Origin of the sequence: Corallococcus sp. AB045, assembly GCF_003668895.1 — a bacterium.
Lineage (GTDB): Bacteria > Myxococcota > Myxococcia > Myxococcales > Myxococcaceae > Corallococcus > Corallococcus coralloides.
On record NZ_RAWN01000205.1, the window covers coordinates 1 to 16,145 of the forward strand.

At 70.6% G+C, this 16,145-nt stretch carries 17 protein-coding genes and 1 pseudogene; 5 read left to right on the forward strand and 13 right to left on the reverse strand.

Features of this window, described 5'->3' with window-relative positions:
- The 9 genes from D7Y21_RS33695 to atpG form a co-directional block, all read right to left on the reverse strand.
- The coding region (locus D7Y21_RS33695) for a cytochrome ubiquinol oxidase subunit I (RefSeq protein ID WP_233612382.1) at positions 1–1,129 on the reverse strand (1,129 nt) is incomplete at its 3' end.
- A 36-nt stretch (positions 1,130–1,165) separates the two neighbouring features.
- Positions 1,166–1,663 (reverse strand): hypothetical protein, encoded by a 498-nt coding sequence (locus D7Y21_RS33700; RefSeq protein WP_120560931.1) that lies wholly within the window; start codon positions 1,661–1,663, stop codon positions 1,166–1,168.
- The gene (locus D7Y21_RS33705; protein WP_120560930.1) at positions 1,660–2,064 is read right to left on the reverse strand and encodes a phage holin family protein; all 405 of its coding nucleotides are present in this window, start codon (positions 2,062–2,064) and stop codon (positions 1,660–1,662) included. Before D7Y21_RS33705 ends, D7Y21_RS33700 begins: the two co-directional genes overlap by 4 nt.
- A gap of 193 nt (positions 2,065–2,257) precedes the next feature.
- Positions 2,258–3,289 (reverse strand): ADP-ribosylglycohydrolase family protein, encoded by a 1,032-nt coding sequence (locus D7Y21_RS33710; protein WP_120560929.1) that lies wholly within the window; start codon positions 3,287–3,289, stop codon positions 2,258–2,260.
- 424 nt (positions 3,290–3,713) lie between these two features.
- Entirely contained in the window at positions 3,714–3,983 is a 270-nt protein-coding gene (locus D7Y21_RS33715) for a hypothetical protein (RefSeq protein ID WP_120560928.1), read from the reverse strand.
- A 139-nt stretch (positions 3,984–4,122) separates the two neighbouring features.
- Positions 4,123–4,527 (reverse strand): F0F1 ATP synthase subunit epsilon, encoded by a 405-nt coding sequence (locus D7Y21_RS33720; RefSeq protein ID WP_120560927.1) that lies wholly within the window; start codon positions 4,525–4,527, stop codon positions 4,123–4,125.
- Between the two features lie 29 nt (positions 4,528–4,556).
- On the reverse strand, positions 4,557–5,114 hold the full coding sequence (locus tag D7Y21_RS33725; RefSeq protein WP_120560926.1) for a hypothetical protein: 558 nt from the start codon (positions 5,112–5,114) through the stop codon (positions 4,557–4,559).
- 12 nt (positions 5,115–5,126) lie between these two features.
- Entirely contained in the window at positions 5,127–6,572 is a 1,446-nt protein-coding gene (gene atpD, locus D7Y21_RS33730) for a F0F1 ATP synthase subunit beta (RefSeq protein ID WP_120560925.1), read from the reverse strand.
- Positions 6,573–6,902: 330 nt separating this feature from the next.
- On the reverse strand, positions 6,903–7,799 hold the full coding sequence (gene atpG, locus D7Y21_RS33735; RefSeq protein ID WP_120560924.1) for an ATP synthase F1 subunit gamma: 897 nt from the start codon (positions 7,797–7,799) through the stop codon (positions 6,903–6,905).
- 272 nt (positions 7,800–8,071) lie between these two features.
- On the opposite strand from atpG, the gene D7Y21_RS33740 reads away from it, so the two are divergent.
- Together D7Y21_RS33740 and D7Y21_RS33745 are read left to right on the forward strand one after the other, a co-directional pair.
- On the forward strand, positions 8,072–8,719 hold the full coding sequence (locus D7Y21_RS33740; protein ID WP_169822710.1) for a vancomycin high temperature exclusion protein: 648 nt from the start codon (positions 8,072–8,074) through the stop codon (positions 8,717–8,719).
- 115 nt (positions 8,720–8,834) lie between these two features.
- Positions 8,835–9,110: a hypothetical protein gene (locus tag D7Y21_RS33745; RefSeq protein WP_120560922.1), complete on the forward strand. Its 276-nt coding sequence runs from the start codon at positions 8,835–8,837 to the stop codon at positions 9,108–9,110.
- A 102-nt stretch (positions 9,111–9,212) separates the two neighbouring features.
- Here D7Y21_RS33745 and D7Y21_RS33750 read toward each other — a convergent pair whose 3' ends face one another.
- On the reverse strand, positions 9,213–10,664 hold the full coding sequence (locus D7Y21_RS33750; RefSeq protein ID WP_121717865.1) for an SMI1/KNR4 family protein: 1,452 nt from the start codon (positions 10,662–10,664) through the stop codon (positions 9,213–9,215).
- 215 nt (positions 10,665–10,879) lie between these two features.
- On the opposite strand from D7Y21_RS33750, the gene D7Y21_RS33755 reads away from it, so the two are divergent.
- Positions 10,880–11,239, forward strand: a complete 360-nt coding sequence (locus D7Y21_RS33755) for a co-chaperone YbbN (RefSeq protein WP_014400290.1) — start codon at positions 10,880–10,882, stop codon at positions 11,237–11,239.
- 4 nt (positions 11,240–11,243) lie between these two features.
- Here D7Y21_RS33755 and D7Y21_RS33760 read toward each other — a convergent pair whose 3' ends face one another.
- Positions 11,244–13,109 carry an ABC transporter ATP-binding protein gene (locus D7Y21_RS33760; RefSeq protein WP_120560920.1) on the reverse strand — a complete coding sequence of 622 codons (1,866 nt, stop codon included), beginning with the start codon at positions 13,107–13,109 and terminating at the stop codon, positions 11,244–11,246.
- A gap of 37 nt (positions 13,110–13,146) precedes the next feature.
- Positions 13,147–14,103 carry a universal stress protein gene (locus D7Y21_RS33765; RefSeq protein ID WP_233612381.1) on the reverse strand — a complete coding sequence of 319 codons (957 nt, stop codon included), beginning with the start codon at positions 14,101–14,103 and terminating at the stop codon, positions 13,147–13,149.
- 460 nt (positions 14,104–14,563) lie between these two features.
- Here D7Y21_RS33765 and D7Y21_RS42415 point away from each other — a divergent pair, with 460 nt between their 5' ends.
- On the forward strand, positions 14,564–14,725 hold the full coding sequence (locus D7Y21_RS42415) for a hypothetical protein (RefSeq protein ID WP_199724136.1): 162 nt from the start codon (positions 14,564–14,566) through the stop codon (positions 14,723–14,725).
- A gap of 86 nt (positions 14,726–14,811) precedes the next feature.
- Here the strand turns inward: D7Y21_RS42415 and D7Y21_RS33775 are convergent, their stop codons facing one another.
- The gene (locus tag D7Y21_RS33775) at positions 14,812–15,021 is read right to left on the reverse strand and encodes a CsbD family protein (protein ID WP_014400294.1); all 210 of its coding nucleotides are present in this window, start codon (positions 15,019–15,021) and stop codon (positions 14,812–14,814) included.
- Between the two features lie 302 nt (positions 15,022–15,323).
- Between D7Y21_RS33775 and D7Y21_RS33780 the strand changes: the two are divergent.
- Positions 15,324–16,145: pseudogene (locus D7Y21_RS33780) on the forward strand (methyl-accepting chemotaxis protein); the annotation flags it as partial.

Genomic DNA, 16,145 nt, shown 5'->3' on the forward strand with positions numbered 1-16,145 from the left:
ACTCCGTGACGAGCCACCCCGCCTCCAGCGCCACCAGCCCCAGCGGCCCCGCCCAGAGCCACGCGCGCATCATCCCCTTGCCGTGCGGCCACTCGCGGCCGCGCCACCGGCGCCACAGCGTGGCCAGCGCCAGCAGCGCCATCAGGGTGCCCGTGCCCACCATCACCTGGAAGGCCATGTGGACCTTGGCCACCGGCGGCCAGACGTCGCGAGGGAACTCGTTCAGCCCCTTCACCTCCGCGTCTGGATCCGCGAACGCCAGGATGGAGAGCCCCTTCGGCAGGTCGATGGAGCCCGCTACGGTGCCCGTCTCCACGTCCGGCCATCCGCCCACCCGCAGGGGCGCGCCCGCCTCCGTGTCGAAGTGCGCCTCCATCGCGGCCAGCTTCACCGGCTGCTCGCGCGCCACGTGCTTCGCGGACAGGTCCCCCACCAGCGGCTGCGCGAGCGCGGTGACACACGCGAGCGGCAGCGCGATGGACAGCGCCTTCCGGTGGAACCCAGCGCCCGGGTGCTTCAGGAGGATGAAGGCGTGGATGCCCGCCATCGCGAACGCGCTGGCCTGATAGCAGGACAGCAGCACGTGCGCCGTCTGGTACTGCCAGCCAGGGCTGAACATGGCCACCAGCGGCTGCACGTCCGTGGGCCCCGACGGCGTGGGCGTGAAGCCGGACGGGTTGTTCATGAACGTGTTCACCAGCGTGACGAAGAACGCGCTCGCCGCGCCGCTCACCGCCACCATCACGCCGCTGAACAGGTGCAGGCCCGGCGACACGCGCTCGCGGCCGTACAGGTAGATGCCCAGGAAGATGGCCTCGGTGAAGAAGGCCACGCCCTCCAGGCTGAAGGGCAGGCCAATCACTTCGCCATAGCGGCCCATGAACTCCGGCCACAGCAGGCCCAGCTCGAACGAGAGCACCGTCCCGCTCACCGCGCCCACCGCGAACAGGATGGCGGTGCCCTTGGCCAGCTTCTCGCTGAGCTTCCGGTAGTCCGCGTCCCCCGTGCGCCGGTGCTTCAGGTCGCTCAACACCATCAGCACCGGCAACGCCACGCCGGCCGCCGCGAACACGATGTGGAACGCGAGCGAGAGCCCCATCTGCGCGCGCGCATAGAGCAGGTCCGTCATGGACATCAGTCTGCTTTATGCGCGCATTTTACGCATTCAGGATTTCTTATCCTTGTCCGCAGGCACCTTGGTAATGGCCCGCGAGGGCACCAGGGTCTGGATGGAGTTGCGGGCCACGGCGGTGGCGAGCGACGTGGCGAAGATCATCACCACCTTGCGGCCCAGCTCCGCGCCCAGCGGCTTGTCCTCGATGCTGGTGGCCACGCGGTCCGGGTGGGCCCAGGCGCGCTCCAGGGCCCTGCGGCGCTGGCGGCGCACGCGCTCGTCGTGGTGGCGGGCTCGGTAGATGGCGAACCCCACACCCAGGCCCACCGCCACCAGGGCGGCGGCGCCCACGGTCATGAGCAGGTCCTTGTTCTGGTTGACGTGGTAGCGCACGTCCGTGGCGCGGGTGCGCCGGCGGTCCAGCTCCTCCAGGGTGAGCAGCAGCTCGTCGCGGATGCGGTCCGCGGTCTGCTCCACCTGCTCGCGGTCCCCCATGCGCCTGGTGATGGCGTGGTCGGCGTGCGCTTCGGTCTCGGGTGCCTGGCTCATTGCAGCGTCTCCCGGGTCATCTGGAGGTCCGTCTTCAAGCGTTCCTGGGTGTGGACCAGCGGCTTCTTGGGAATCCGCTTCGTGCCCAGGAACAGGAGGAGGCCGGCCACGGCCAGCAGCACCACGCCCACGATGAGCACGCCCACGGCGGCTCCCAGGGGCAGCGCCAGGCCCAGCGCGACGAAGAGCACGGCCAGGGACGTGAGGGCCAGCACGGCCCCGGCGCCCAGGAAGATGCCCGCCAGCTTGGCCGCCTGCAGCTCCTGCTTCAGCTCCTTCTTGGCGTGCATCACCTCCGCCTTCACCAACAGGCGGGTTTCCGACAGCGCGTGCCGGATGAGTTCGGGGGTGGAGAGCGTCTCCAGCTGGCTGCGCTCCAGGCGTTCTGATTCGAGATCCACGACCGTGCCTCCGACAGGATGACTTCCAGGGCATCACCGCTGGACGCCTGCCTGGCGTCCCGGCTGTCCCGGGTCTGTCCCTCAAGGTGGTCAGGAAGGGTGTGTGGGAGAAGTCCCGCCGCACACCCCATCCACGTCCGGCTGCCTGCCTGGTGCCCCCACCCTTCCGGGCGGAGCGGGGCGGGGCTGGCGGCTAGCGGCGGGTCTTCTGATGCGCGATGGCCGTGGCCAGCGTCTCGCGCACCTGGCGGGCCCGGAACAGGCGGTCCGAGGTGTCCAGCAGGTTCTCCGCGTACAGCACCTGCTTGCGCAGGCGGGCCGGGATGGCGCGGGTGCCCAGGTGCGCGCCCAGCAGGGCGCCGGTGAGGGCCGCGGCCACGTCCGCCTCGCCGCCGCAGCGCAGCGTGAGGACCACGGCCTCGCGGAAGTCGTGCGGCACCTTCAGCGTCGCGTACAGCGACGTGAGCAGCACCGGCACCACGTGGCACGGCAGACCGTCCACGCCCTTCAGCTCGCTGGGGGGCACGCCCACCTTGCGCAGCTGGTTGAGCGCGCGCTGGGTGTCCCACGTCAGCAGGCGCGGCAGGTGGCGGATCTCCTCCGCCAGGTTCTTGTCGTGCACGGCGGCGGACAGCGCCAGGGCCTCGCAGAAGGCCGCGGGCGTGAGGGCCTCCTGCTCCATGCCCAGCGCCACGGCCTGCGCGAACGCGGCCGCGGCGGCGGCGCAGACGGGGTCCTTGTGCGTGATGACGGTGAGCACGCCCGCGTCGTGCGGCAGGCGCGCTCGCTGGCCGCTTTCGAAGAGCCCCACCACCAGCGCGCGGCTGAGCACCGACGGGCACTTCGTGCCGAGCGGAGCCCCCGCGCTCATCCACGGCGTGCCGCTGGCCAGCCGCTGCAGCGATTCCGACAGGCTGCGCGGCGGCTGGAGGATGATGCCCTCCTGCCACAGCCACGCCAGGTGCAGCGCCGCGCTGCGGCCGTCCACCTTGCCCTCGCGGATGACGCTCTCCGCGGCCGCGAGCAGGAGCTGCGTGTCGTCGCTGAACTGGCCCTTGGCGAACTTGCCGCGCGGCCGGGGCGCGAAGTCCTCCGCCAGGCCGGGCAGCCGCGCCAGGCTCGCCGGGGGGATGCCCCTCAGCGGAAAGCCGAGCGCATCCCCAATGGCGAGCCCGAGAAATGCCGCATGGAACCTGTCCTGGCGGTCTGCGGGAGTCAGCGGCATCGGAGGGGCGGAGATTACCCGAGCCTCAGCCAAGGACGAGCACCGAGATGAACGCTGCGAGGGCGCGCGACGTGATGGCGGATCGATCATGGGGCCTTGACGTGCACGGAGCGGGTGCGGTGGAGCGCTGGACAAGAAAGGTCCCGCTGGATTGCACCACGCGCGTCGCCACTGTCCGCCTCCTCTGCCGTCACCACGGCGCAACCGGGGGCGCGGTAGCTATCGCATCCCGCTGCGTTTCAGCAAGCAGGCGGGCCTGTTGAAACGCGCGAGCACGCGTGCATGTCCAACTTCGAATGCTGCGCATGGACCGAAAGGGACGCACGGGTGGCCGCGCGTGGGTGCGCAAGGCGCCGTGCGCGTGCGCTGCCCACGGGCTCAGGTGTTCACCTTGACGCGCGCGACTTCACTTCGTCCACGCGGATCACGCGTCGTCGCGGCCCAGGTTCACCACCGCCATCAAGCGCGCCACCACGGCCTCCGCGCCCTGGTGCAGCCGCGTGCCGTCCCACAGCGCGGGGGACGTATGGCCGCCGCGCTCGCGCCAGTCCTTCTCCACCTCTTCGTAGGTGAGGTTGCGGAAGCGCACCCGGTCCTCCAGCGCGTGGTCCGTGACGAAGCGGCGCGCGGTGGCGGACGGAGGATCCGCGATGCGGTGGAACAGCTCCAGGACGGGCGACTCGGGCGTGCTCATGACTTGAGCCGCATCATGCGCCGTCCGAGCCCCGGAACGCGAAAAGGGTGGGGCGCCGGCCCCCACGTCCTTGGGGGATTCGGAGCACCACCCTTCCGGTGCTGCACGCGCGCCCGGGAAGGGGCTCGCGGGTGAATCCCTAGCGGGACTCGGAGGCGCTGATACGCGCGGCCTCGCGGCGCACCGCGGCCTGCTCCAGCGCGTAGCGCGCGTCCGCGGCGTTCAGGTCCTTGAGGCGCGCCTGGGCCTCTTCCATGCGGCGGCGGGCACCCGCGACGTCGATGCCGTTGACGTGCTCGGCGGCGTCCGCCAGCACCAGCACCTTGTCGTTGCTCACCTCCACGAAGCCGCCCGCCACGAAGTAGCGGTCCTGCTTGCCCGCCTCGATGAGGGTGAGCGTGCCCGGCTCCACCAGCGACAGGAACGGCGTGTGGCCGGGACGCACGCCGAACAGGCCCTCTCCGCCCGGCACGATGGCCTCGTCGGCCTGCACGGACAGGATGCGCTTCTCGGGGGTGACGATCTCGACAGTCAGCTTGGCCATGAAGGTCCTCGTGCTACCGCACTACCGCATCAGAAAGTCAGCCGCTGGGTCTGCGCGCCCACCGGCTCGAACTCCAACACCCCGGCGTCCGTCAGGCGGGGGCCCTTGCCCGGGATGCCCAGCGTGCCCTCCAGCCACTTGAGGTGGTGGGCCAGCTGCCGCACTTCCGGAAGCTGCTTCGTCGTCATCAGCTCCGTCAGCCGCCGCTCCTGGAGCTTCTGCCCGGTGCGGTCGAACTGGGCCGCCACCATCACCCGCGCCCACGCCAGGCTCTGGCCCTTCGGCTTCTTCTTGCCCTTGCTGGGGAGCGGCTTGCCCTTCTCCACCAGCGGGTAGAGCACCCAGACCTTCTCCCCGTCGTTGGACGCGAAGTAGAGGTCGTCCACCGTCCCCACGCACACGTCCGCCGACCAGAGGGGCCCGCTCTCCTTGAGCACCTCCAGCCGGCACTTCCCCACGCCCACGTCCACCGAGCGGACGCTGTAGAGGCCGTTCGCGCTCACCCGAGCCCGGCTGCCGCGCTCCCCCGCCAGGGCGGAAGGCGCGGCACCACAGACGAGCAAGGCGAGCGCGACGGTCAGGCGCATGGGAGCTTTACCTTACGCCGCCGCCAGCCTGCTGGCCTTCTCCCGCGCCTCTTCGATGGTGCCCACCATGTAGAAGGCGGACTCCGGGAGGTCGTCGTGCTTGCCGTCCACGATCTCCTTGAAGCTGCGGATGGTGTCCTGGAGCTTCACGTAGCGGCCGTCCAGGCCCGTGAAGACCTTGGCGACGAAGAACGGCTGGGACAGGAAGCGCTGGATCTTCCGGGCGCGCGCCACGGACAGCTTGTCCTCTTCGGACAGCTCGTCCATGCCGAGGATGGCGATGATGTCCTGGAGCTCCTTGTAGCGCTGCAGGACACCCTGGACGCGGCGGGCCACGGAGTAGTGCTCGGCGCCCAGCACGTCCGCGGACAGGATGCGGCTGGTGGAGTCCAGCGCGTCCACGGCGGGGAAGATGGCGAGCTCCGCGATGGAGCGGCTGAGCACCGTGGTCGCGTCCAGGTGGGCGAACGCGGTCGCGGGGGCCGGGTCCGTCAGGTCGTCCGCGGGCACGTAGATGGCCTGCACGGAGGTGATGGAGCCCTTGGTGGTGGAGGTGATGCGCTCCTGCAGGCCGCCCATCTCCGTGGCGAGCGTGGGCTGGTAACCCACCGCGCTGGGGATGCGGCCCAGGAGGGCGGACACTTCCGAGCCGGCCTGGGTGAAGCGGAAGATGTTGTCCACGAAGAGGAGCACGTCACGGCCCTCCACGTCGCGGAAGTACTCCGCCATGGTCAGCGCGGAGAGGGCCACGCGGGCGCGGGCGCCGGGCGGCTCGTTCATCTGGCCGTACACGAGGACCGCCTGGCTCTTCTCCAGGTTGTCGGTCTGGATGACCTTGGTCTCCTGCATCTCGTGGTACAGGTCGTTGCCTTCGCGGGTGCGCTCACCGACGCCGGCGAACACGGAGAAGCCGCCGCGCTCCACGGCCACGTTGCGGATGAGCTCCTGCAGGAGCACCGTCTTGCCCACGCCGGCGCCGCCGAACAGGCCGATCTTGCCGCCACGGGTGTAGGGGGCGAGCAGGTCGATGACCTTGATGCCGGTCTCGAACATCTGCACGCGCACGTCCTGCTCCGTGAACGGAGGGGGGGCGCGGTGGATGGGCCAGTACTCGGTGGCGTTCACCGGGCCCATTTCGTCCACCGGCTCGCCGGTGACGTTCATGATGCGGCCCAGGGTGGCCTTGCCCACCGGCACCTGGATGGGGGCGCCCGTGCTGCGCACCGGCATGCCGCGGCCCAGGCCCTCGGTGGAGTCCATGGCGATGCAGCGCACGGTGTTCTCGCCCAGGTGCTGCGCCACCTCGATGGTGAGGTTGTCCTTCTCCGCGCCCAGGTTGGGGTTGGTCAGCTTGAGGGCGGCGTACACCTCAGGGAGCCCGCCGGGCGGGAACTCCACGTCGACCACGGGGCCGAGAACCTGCGTGATCTTGCCAGTCGTCGGGACTTGAGCGCTCATGGGACTCCTCTGCCTTGTCTCGTGTGGCGAGCGGCCGGGGCGCCGCCGCCCGTCAGGAAATCGAACCCCGAAGAGGGGTGTGGGCGGGCCCCCTTTACCGGGGGGTGCCCGGCAGGGTCAAGCCTCCCGGGTCCGCGCACGTAAGTCCCGCTTAGCGGAGCGGTGTCCCGTACGCCAGTCCCTTGCCGTGTCCCTCTGCCCCGCCTGCCCGGTGGGGGGCCTGAGTGGGGGTCTGGAAACACGAAGGGCCCGTGCTGCCAAGCGCTCGTGGGAGCGCGAAGCATCGGGCCCTTGAGTCTGAAGCCGGGGGACGGCCGGGTGGGAGGCGGGCTACTTGAGGGCCTCGGCGCCGGAGACGATCTCCATGAGCTCCTTGGTGATGACCGCCTGGCGGGTGCGGTTGTAGAGCAGGGTGTAGCTGGAGATCATGTCCGTGGCGTTGTTGGTGGCGTTCTCCATGGCGCTCATGCGCGCGCCCTGCTCGCTGGCCACGCTCTCCAGCAGCGCCCGGTACAGCTTGATGTTCACCGCCTGGGGCACCAGCCGGTCCAGCACGGCCTGGCGGGACGGCTCGTACTTGAAGTCCACCAGGGCGGGCGCGGCGGCCACGGTCTCCGGGGTGGGCGTGGCGGCGGCCTTCGCCGTGGCGGGCTGCAGCGGCAGCAGCTGCGACACGACCACGTTCTGGGTGATGGCGGAGACGAACTCGTTGTAGACGACGTAGACCGCGTCGACCTCGTCGTTGAGGAAGGCGGCGGCCAGCTCTTCCGCGACGTTGGCGGCGGAGCGGTAGTTCAGCGTCGCGTACAGGCCGGCGAAGTCCTTGCGGATGGACTGGCCGCGGTTGCGGAAGAAGTCGTTGCCCTTGCGGCCCACCGTGGAGACGCGCACCTGGAGGTTGCTGTTCTCGTACAGGTAGCGGTTGGCGCGGCGGATGACGTTGGAGTTGAAGCCGCCGGCGAGGCCGCGGTCGGACGTGAGGAGCAGCAGCTCCACGCGGCGGATGGGGCGGGTGGCGAGCAGCGGGTGCGCCAGCTCCTGGTCGGCGGAGCGCACGGCCAGCTCGGAGATGATCTGCTCCAGCGTCTGCGCGTACGGGCGGGCGGCGAGGATGGCGTCCTGCGCCTTCCGGAGCTTCGCGGCGGAGACCATCTTCATGGCCTTGGTGATCTGCCGCGTGTTCTTCACCGAGCGGATGCGCTTGCGGATGTCGCGAAGGGACGCCATGGACCGGAAACTCCTCTGAGACGTGCGGCGCGCGCCCCGTGACAGCCCGGGCTGGCCATGAGGGACGGCGGGCCCCCTATATAGGCGGGGCGGGGGCCGGTCAACGGCGGGGTGCCCGGACGTAGCCCCCCTGCCGGCCTCCAAAGCCCGCCGCCACAGCCGTCAGGGGGCCGGGCGGGCGTGACCAGTTCCCGGCAGAGGACCGCGGGTGGTGCTTTCCGAGCGGGGGGCGCCGGAAGAGAATGGCCCCTTCCGACTGTTCCGCGGGGTCCATGAAGGCTGGCGGCACGACCAGGGTGTGGGTACGCAGGGGCCTGGGGCTGCTCGGGCTGGCCCTGGCCGTCCTGCTGGGTCTGTCCCACTTCGTGCGCCTGCGCTACCAGGGCCGCATCGTGCCGCTGGCGGTCGCGCCGGAGGCCCCCGTGGCCCTGGTGTTCGGGGCGGGGCTGGCGCCGGGCGCGGTGCCGTCGCCGGTGCTGGCGCAGCGGCTGGACGCGGCCATCGCGCTCTGGCGGCAGGGCAAGGTGCGGTCGCTGCTGGTGAGCGGGGACAACTCCGCGCCCTTCCACAACGAGACGCGGGCCATGCGGCGCTACCTGCTGGAGCACGGGGTGCCGGAGGACGCGGTGGTGGGGGACGAGGCGGGGCTGTCCACCTACGACAGCTGCCTGCGGGCGCACTCGGTGTTCGGCGCGAACCGGGCGGTGCTCGTCACGCAGCGCTTCCACCTGTCGCGGGCGCTCTTCATCGCCAACTCGGTGGGCATCGACGCGTGGGGCGTGGCGGCGGACGAGGGGCGGGCGACTCCCTGGCGCTACACGGTGCGCGAGACGCTCTCCCGGGTGCTGGCGCTGGGGATGGTGCTGCTGGAGGTGAAGCCCGGCAGCACTGACGGCCAGCCGCCGACGGCTCCTCGCTGACGGGGGGCCGGGCCCGCCAGGCAGGCGGGCGGCGTCCATTGCCGCTCCCGTCCGGGGGGCCCATTTTCGTGGGGACACGGAAGCTTTTCTCAACCGTCCCTGTCGAGGAGACCCCATGAAGTTCAACAAGCTCGGAGACGAGGATGTGGGCGAGTCCACCTCGCTGCGCCATCGGAACCCGGACACCGGAGAGGACGAGATCAACATCTCGGACCAGGACCTGGCGCTGTCGCCGCCCATGGAGGAGGAGGCGGATGCGCGGGACATCCTGCCGGATCAGATCCAGCGCTTCGGCCGGGGCGATGAAGAGGAAGAGGAGCGCGAGTTGACCGCGCAGCCTGACGAACCCGGACCGCGCGCCCAGTCGCCGGACCTGCTGCCCGAGGGGTAGCCGGGTCCAGCAGGCTGTTGCGGTGTAAAAACAGGGCGCGTCCCCGGACATGGGACGCGCCCCTTGTTTTCAGGTGGGGCCTCGAGGGAGGCCCCGTGCGACTCAGGACCTACGGCGCGAGGACTTCTTCGCGGCGGCCTTGCCCGTGGCCTTCTTCGCGGCCCCGCGCGTGGATGCGCCCTTCTTGGCGGCGGCCTTCTTCGTGACCGCGCCCTTCCTGGGGGTGGCACCCTTCTTCGCGACGGCGCCGCGCTTCTGGGCCGCGCCCTTCGCGGTGGCCCCCTTCGCAGCGGACTTCTTCGCGGCGGCGCCGCGCTTCTGGGCCGCGCCCTTCGCAGCGGACTTCTTCGCGGTGGCGCCCTTCTTCGCGGCGGCGCCGCGCGTCTGAGCACCCTTCTTCGCGGTGGCACCCTTCTTCGCAGCGGACTTCTTCGCGGTGGCGCCGCGCGTCTGAGCACCCTTCTTCGCGGCGGCCTTGCCCGTGGCCTTCTTGGCGGCTCCACGCGCGGGAGCGGCCTTCTTCGCGGCGCCCTTCTTGCTGGCCGCCTTTCGCGCTCCTGCCCTGGTGGAGCCGGCTTCGCTCGGGGCCTCCGCTTCGGAGGCTTCGGCCTTCTTCGCGGCCCCCTTGCGCGTGCTCTTCCGGGCGGACTCGGACGGCACCTCCGCGGCGGCCTTCTCGCGTCGGGCCTTCTTCACGGCGGGGCGCTTGGGCTCGGGCTCCTCGAACAACTCCTCCTGCTCGGGAGCCTCCTCGTCGGAGGCTTCGGCCTCCTCCTCACCGGTGTCCTCGGCCAGTTCCTCCTCCAGCTCCTCCTCCAGCTCCTCCTCGCTGGACACCTCGGCCTCCTCGTCCTCGGCCTCCCCGGCTTCGAACTCGTCGGCGGCCTCCGCGGCTTCGAGTTCCTCCTCCTCGTCCTCGCCCGCGTCACGGGCCAGGGCGGCCAGGGCGCTCGAGTAGTCGCCGCCACGGCCAGCGTGCGCCTCCTCGTCCTCCGCCGCCTGCGCGGCCGCACCGGACAGCGCGCCCTGGAGCACGGCGTTCATGGCGCGCGCGAAGGTCCGCTCCCCGAAGCTCTCCACCTCTTCCACGGGCGGAATCAGCACCTCGAGCATGTCCTTGAGCGCGCGGTACAGCCGCATCTCCTTCTTCTCGCCGTCCCAGGTGCCGAAGACCCAGGTGTCCCCGTCCAGCGCGTCCACCCAGCCGGGCAGCGGCCCGCCGCCGTCCCCCTGCTCCTCCATCGCGGACTTGCGCGCGACGAACAGGTGCCGGTGCGCCCCCTTCAGCCCGAAGCGCCACACTCCCGCCGCGGGCAGGCCCACCACCATCAGCCGGGTCTTCTCCAGGACGCTGGGCGCCCCCTCCTCGCCACGCAGCGGGAACAGCCGCACCTCGCCCTGGAACTCACCGCCGTTGAGCGCCTGGTACAGGTCCGCCAGGTCCTCGGGGAACGGGACGCCGCACTCCGTCTCCGCGCGGCGGACCTCTTCCGCCTGCACACCCTCCGAGGTCGCCTTCGCCGACTTGCGCAGTGCCTCCAACCACTCGTGCATGACCCCTCCACGACATCGACAGCCACCAGGGCTCGCACCTTACGGCGCCTTGGGCCCCCGTGAGCAGTGTGCATGTCGGGTTTCGTCCACCCGACGCCCTGTAGACATATCTGGACAACCTGACACGCCCGCCCCCTCCATCCCTCCTGGCCGCCTGCCCCGGGTCCAGGCAACCCGGATGGAAGCCCGTCCCCCCGGGCGTTAGGAAGGGCGCCATGGCGCATCCCGTAAGCATCGAAGCGACGACCGAGACCTTCGACTCGCTCGTCATGGAACCGCGCGACGAGCTGGTGGTGGTGGACTTCTGGGGCCCCGGCTGCCCGAACTGCGACATCTACGCCGCCGCCGAACCGGAGCTCCTCAAGGAGCTGGACGGCGCCCCCATGCGCGTCGTCAAGGTCAACGCCTACGAACACGAGGCCCTGGCCACCCGCTTCGGCCTGTTCGGCATCCCCACCTTCCTGCTGTTCCGCAACGGGAAGCTCCTGGGGAAGATGAGCCAGTACTACGGCAAGCCCTACTTCCTGGGCGTCATCCGGGACCACCTTCCCGGCGGCGCCAAGGCCCAGGCCTGAGCCTTCAGTCCCGGTAGCCGCGCGCCTGCAGCCGGAACAGGTGCGCGTACCGCCCGTCCAGCGCCATCAGCTCGTCGTGGCTGCCCAGCTCCTGCACCGTGCCGTTGTGGAGCACGGCGATCTGATCCGCCATGCGCACCGTGGAGAAGCGGTGCGAAATCACGATGGCGATGCGGTCCGCGGCCAGCGCCTGGAAGCGCTCGAAGAGGGCGTGCTCGGCCTCCGCGTCGATGCTGGCCGTGGGCTCGTCCAGGATGAGCACCTCCGCGTCGTCGCGCATGAAGGCGCGCGACACCGCCAGCTTCTGCCACTGGCCGCTGGACAGCTCCTGGCCCTTCTCGAACCAGCCGCCCAGCATCGTGTCGTACTGGGCCGGCAGGGCCGCGATGACGGAGTTCGCCCCGCCCTGCTCCGCCGCCCGTTCGATGCGCGGCCGGTCCTCCAGCGCGGGCACGTGTCCCAGGCCGATGTTCTCCGACACGCTGAACTGGTAGCGCACGAAGTCCTGGAACACCGCCCCGAAGCGGCTGCGCAGGTCATCCGCGTCCATCCCCGCCATGTCCACGCCGCCGTAGAGAATCTGCCCCTCCGTGGGCTCGTACATGCGCAGGAGCAGCTTCACCAGCGTGCTCTTCCCCGCGCCGTTCTCTCCCACCAGCGCCAGCTTCTGGCCGGGCTTGAGCGTGAGGTTCACGTTGCGCAGCGCCCACGCGTCCTTGCCCGCGTAGCGGAAGGACACGTCGCGCAGCTCGATGGCGTTGCTCCTTCCGCGCGGCGCTGAGACGGCGGGCAGCACCCGCGGCGCGCTCTCCAACGTGGGGATGTCCAGGTAGGCGAAGAGGTTGCTCATGAAGAGCGCGTCCTCGTACATGGAGCCCACGCTGGTGAGGATGCCCTGGAACGCGGCCTGTCCCTGCCGGAACACCGCCAGGTACAGCACCATGTCACCCACGGAGATGCCGCCGTCAGCCGCGCGGCTCGCCACGAACAGGTAGCAGCCGTAGAAGGCCGCCAGCGACAGCAGGCCCAGGCCCAGGCCCCACACCATGCGCTTGCGCGCGAGCGCCCGGTCCTCCGCGAAGAACTTCTGGAACAGCTCGCGGTAGCGGCCCAGCACCAGCGGCCCCAACCCGAAGAGCTTCACCTCCTTCACGGTGCTGTCGCGCGTGAGGATCCACTCCAGGTAGTTGAGCTTGCGGCCCTCCGGCGCGCGCCACGAGTACAGCCGGAAGCCCTCCGCCGCCAGCCGCGCCTCCGCGATGAACGCGGGGACGGACGCGGCGAGCAGCACCACCACGCTCCACGGCGACAGCGCCACGAGCAGCACCGCGTAGGTGGACAGGGTGATGACGTTGCGCACGATGCTGAACGCCTGCATCACCAGCGACAGCGGGCGCGCGTTCGCCTCCCGCCGCGCGTTCTGCATCTTGTCGTAGGTGTCCGAGTCCTCGAAGTGCTTGAGCTCCAGGTCCAGCGCCTTCTGGAGGATGCGCTCGTTGAGCAGGTTGCCCAGGTGCGCGCGCAGGAGGTCCTTCGTGAGCGTGAGGCCCCGGTCCACCACCGCGGAGGCCACCATCAGCGCGAACTCCGTGGCGACGAGCCCCACCACGCGCGAGCTCGCCGCCGCGTCGCCCTTCGCCGCGGCCACCACCGTGTCGACGATGAGCTTGCCCACCCACGCGATGCCCGCCGGCAGCACCGCCGCCACCAGCGTGAGCACGCCCAGCACCACCGCGCCCCGGGGGCTCGCCCGCCAGAAGAGGCGGAAGGTGCCGGGCAGCTGCTTGAAGAGGACGCCCGCGTTCTTCAAGCGGGCCCGGAGCGAAGGCGGGGGTGTCGGCAAGGGGCGTGGCAAGGTGCCGCCCCTCATAACGCCTCGACACCCGCCGCGCTGGACTTCCCTGCTTTCAGGAAGCCGGTGGGCTCCCGCCGTCCGGCAGGGCGGCGGGCGGGGCGGCGTGCCGCGAGATGAGCACGTCGCAGCGTGAGTGCCGCAGCACGCCCTCGGTCAACGCGGTGGGCGGATTCGCCGAGGACATGCCCAGCGTGAGCAGGTCCGAGTCGCAATCCCGGGCCTCCGCGAGGATGCACTCGCAGGGGTCTCCGAAGCGCAGGCGGATCTCCAGCGCCCGGCCCGTCTCCCGGTACGGCGCGAGGAAGCGTCCGAGCGCCCTTCGCGCCACGTCCTCATGCTCCTGCCGCAGCCGCAGTTGCTGCGTCACGGGGGCGTCCTCAAGGCGCAGGGCCTCCTCCTCGTCGCGCAGGTCCACCACGTGCAGCACCTCGATGGGGGTCGAGGCCGGACACAGGCGCATCGTCAGCTCCAGCGCGCGGCGGGACTCCCGCGAGAAGTTCACCGCGACGAGGGGCCGGTGGTAGACGCGGCCCGGGTGCGGCATCACCACCAGCACGGACGCGTCCACCTCCCGCACCAGCCGCATCACCATGGCGTCCTCCGGCAGCGGCTTCACCGGATGGACCAGGTGCGGCCGGCCCACCACCAGCACCTCCACGCCCTGGTCCTTCGCCAGCCCCGCCGCCTCGTGCGGAGCGTCACCCGTGCGCAGCTCCTCGCGCACGTCCACGTCCGGCCGCTGCCGCAGCCGCTTCGCCGCGGAGGTCACCGACCGGCGCAGGCACTGCTCGCCGTCCACCGCTCCATCCGGGCCGGTGTGGCCGTCCAACCGCGGGCTCACGTGCAGCACGCTGAAGGCCGCCCCCTGCGCGAGCGGAAGACGCAGCGCGCGGGCGAGCGCGAACTCGGATTGCAGGGAGAAGTCCAACCCCACCGCCACCCGCCGCAGCCCCCGCTGTGCGCGGAGGAAGCCGTCGGGCAGCAGGGGCAGGCTCCTTCTGGAAGACACGTTTGGCCTCATCTCGACTCCCTTCCACCTCACCGCTGGGACACACCGCGCGGAAGGACCTGCCGCCTCACGCGGGCCCTCATGGACATACATTCAGACCCGTCGGTGGATGTGCCACCCGTCTTCTGCGGGGACGCTGCGTCCGCAGCCGGGCGGCGGGGCACGCGAGCGGCGTGGCCCGGCGGGACGCTCCGGCAGGGGCAGGCGGACAGGCCTTCCATCCTCTGGACGGCGTCCTTTTTCTGTAACGTTTTCAGGGCGCCGCACCGCTTCGTTCAAGGACTCCAGGGCAGGCGTGCGTTCAGGGCCGCTAATTCAACGGTTTGAGACGTTCACCGCTGGACCCTGGGGAATGGGGGCGCTTTCGGAGGCTCGGCCAGCCCTTTGCAAAGAGCTCTGACCGGCCTCTCACGAGGCCATGGGCGGCGGGTCGGACGGCAGGTCGCAAGGGAGCGGGAACATGCGAGGGGTCATCACCGGACGTGAGGTGGTTGCCAACCTGGGACTCATCTACCGGGAGTTCGGAACAGCCTGTGTGTTGCGCTGTCTCTGGGTGATGCTCAGCGGGAAGTCCACCACCTTCCTGGAGGTGGCGTGTCCCTGCGAAAAGATGCGGCCGTGAGCACACACCGCTGAAGACAGCTCGGGCCGCGGGAAGCCATGGCTTCCGCGGCCCGAACAGTTTCAACGGCGGTGTGAGGTGTGTCGCTAGCGCTGATACGGATCCGCGTCACCTCGGCGCACTTCCTCACGCTCGTCGGTCTTGTCCTTGATGGCGTGCTTCACGTCCTCGACCACGCCCTTGACCTTGCCCTTGAGCGTGTCCGCCTTGCCTTCGGCTTCCAGCGAACGGTCGCCGGTCGCCACGCCCACGGTTTCCTTCACCTTGCCCTTGGCCTTGTCAGTCCACTCGCCCATGGCGTCCTCCTGACGTCGGTGTGTGAATCGTTGAGGAGGACAACGTGCGCACGTCATGGCCGCGCGGCAGGTGACGGTGGCTCGTCCGCACGGCCGCCCTGCTCGGGCCGGGACAGGCCGGAATGTCAGGCAATGAACAATGCGGGGCGCGCGGTGAAACGACACGCGCCCGGCCCTCCCCACCCGTTGCGTCCCTGTTATCCACGGAGACCCGGGAGTCTGGATGGCGAGACGAAGACGTTGCATTGACGCACCCGCACTTCGCCCGCAGGCTTGAGCCGTTCAACCGGATCCGTCACCCGATGACACAGCCATCACACCCCTCGACCCAGGCGCTGCTCTTCAAGCTGCTGTTGCTGCGCACGCTGGTCGTCACGGTGGCGGTGGCGCCGGCCATCTACGTCGACATGCAGCTGCTGGACGTGGACGCGAGCCACGCGGGGTTCGTGCTGGGCGTCGTCACGCCCATCGTCATTGGCGGGCTGGCGTTGGTGGTGCCCATTGGCGCGGTGGGTGCGCTGTTGCGGCACGCGGTGGAGGCGAAGGCGAGCCCCGCGGAGCGGCTGGGGCGGCTGTTGCGGCTGCCGGGTGTGCTCACGTTCGTGGAGGCACAGGCGGGCTGGTTCCTGGGCGGCATCTTCTTCAACGGCGCCATTGGCCTGGCGCTGGACCGGCCGCCGCGCGTCATCCTGGTGGGCGTGGCGGTGGCGATGAGCGCGGGGCTCTTCAGCGCGCCCATCATGTACATGCTCTACGAGAAGGCGCTGGCGGCGGTGACGCTGGAGGCGTTCCGCCGCGCGCCGCACGAGCGCCCCGCCGGTGAGGGGCTGTTCCTGCCCCGGCAGAGCTGGTTCCTGCCGGCCATCGTCGTGTCCGCGCTGCTCATCACCTGCATCACGAGCATCGCCACGTTGCAGCTGCGGCTGGAGAAGAACCTGTCGTCGCTGGCGGACGACCTGGAGCTGTCGGGCGAGTACCGGGGCGCTGCGCGGGTGCGCGCGCGCATCCATCCGTTGCAGCGGGACCTGACGTTGCCGGTGGCGTTCCTGGGCGGGTTCGCGGCGCTGGGGGCCATCTTCACGGCGGCGTGGGCGGCGCGCCGGCTGGCGCAGGGGGCGAGGGCG

Coding starts and splice junctions, on each gene's coding strand:
- D7Y21_RS33760 (WP_120560920.1), bottom strand. CDS start 13,109: ATGAGGGGCGGCACCTTGCCACGCCCCTTGCCGACACCCCCGCCTTCG.
- D7Y21_RS33710 (WP_120560929.1), bottom strand. CDS start 3,289: ATGCCGCTGACTCCCGCAGACCGCCAGGACAGGTTCCATGCGGCATTT.
- D7Y21_RS33700 (WP_120560931.1), bottom strand. CDS start 1,663: ATGAGCCAGGCACCCGAGACCGAAGCGCACGCCGACCACGCCATCACC.
- D7Y21_RS33715 (WP_120560928.1), bottom strand. CDS start 3,983: ATGAGCACGCCCGAGTCGCCCGTCCTGGAGCTGTTCCACCGCATCGCG.
- D7Y21_RS33755 (WP_014400290.1), top strand. CDS start 10,880: ATGGCGCATCCCGTAAGCATCGAAGCGACGACCGAGACCTTCGACTCG.
- D7Y21_RS33725 (WP_120560926.1), bottom strand. CDS start 5,114: ATGCGCCTGACCGTCGCGCTCGCCTTGCTCGTCTGTGGTGCCGCGCCT.
- D7Y21_RS33750 (WP_121717865.1), bottom strand. CDS start 10,664: ATGCACGAGTGGTTGGAGGCACTGCGCAAGTCGGCGAAGGCGACCTCG.
- D7Y21_RS42415 (WP_199724136.1), top strand. CDS start 14,564: ATGCGAGGGGTCATCACCGGACGTGAGGTGGTTGCCAACCTGGGACTC.
- D7Y21_RS33745 (WP_120560922.1), top strand. CDS start 8,835: ATGAAGTTCAACAAGCTCGGAGACGAGGATGTGGGCGAGTCCACCTCG.
- D7Y21_RS33740 (WP_169822710.1), top strand. CDS start 8,072: ATGAAGGCTGGCGGCACGACCAGGGTGTGGGTACGCAGGGGCCTGGGG.
- atpD (WP_120560925.1), bottom strand. CDS start 6,572: ATGAGCGCTCAAGTCCCGACGACTGGCAAGATCACGCAGGTTCTCGGC.
- D7Y21_RS33720 (WP_120560927.1), bottom strand. CDS start 4,527: ATGGCCAAGCTGACTGTCGAGATCGTCACCCCCGAGAAGCGCATCCTG.
- D7Y21_RS33775 (WP_014400294.1), bottom strand. CDS start 15,021: ATGGGCGAGTGGACTGACAAGGCCAAGGGCAAGGTGAAGGAAACCGTG.
- atpG (WP_120560924.1), bottom strand. CDS start 7,799: ATGGCGTCCCTTCGCGACATCCGCAAGCGCATCCGCTCGGTGAAGAAC.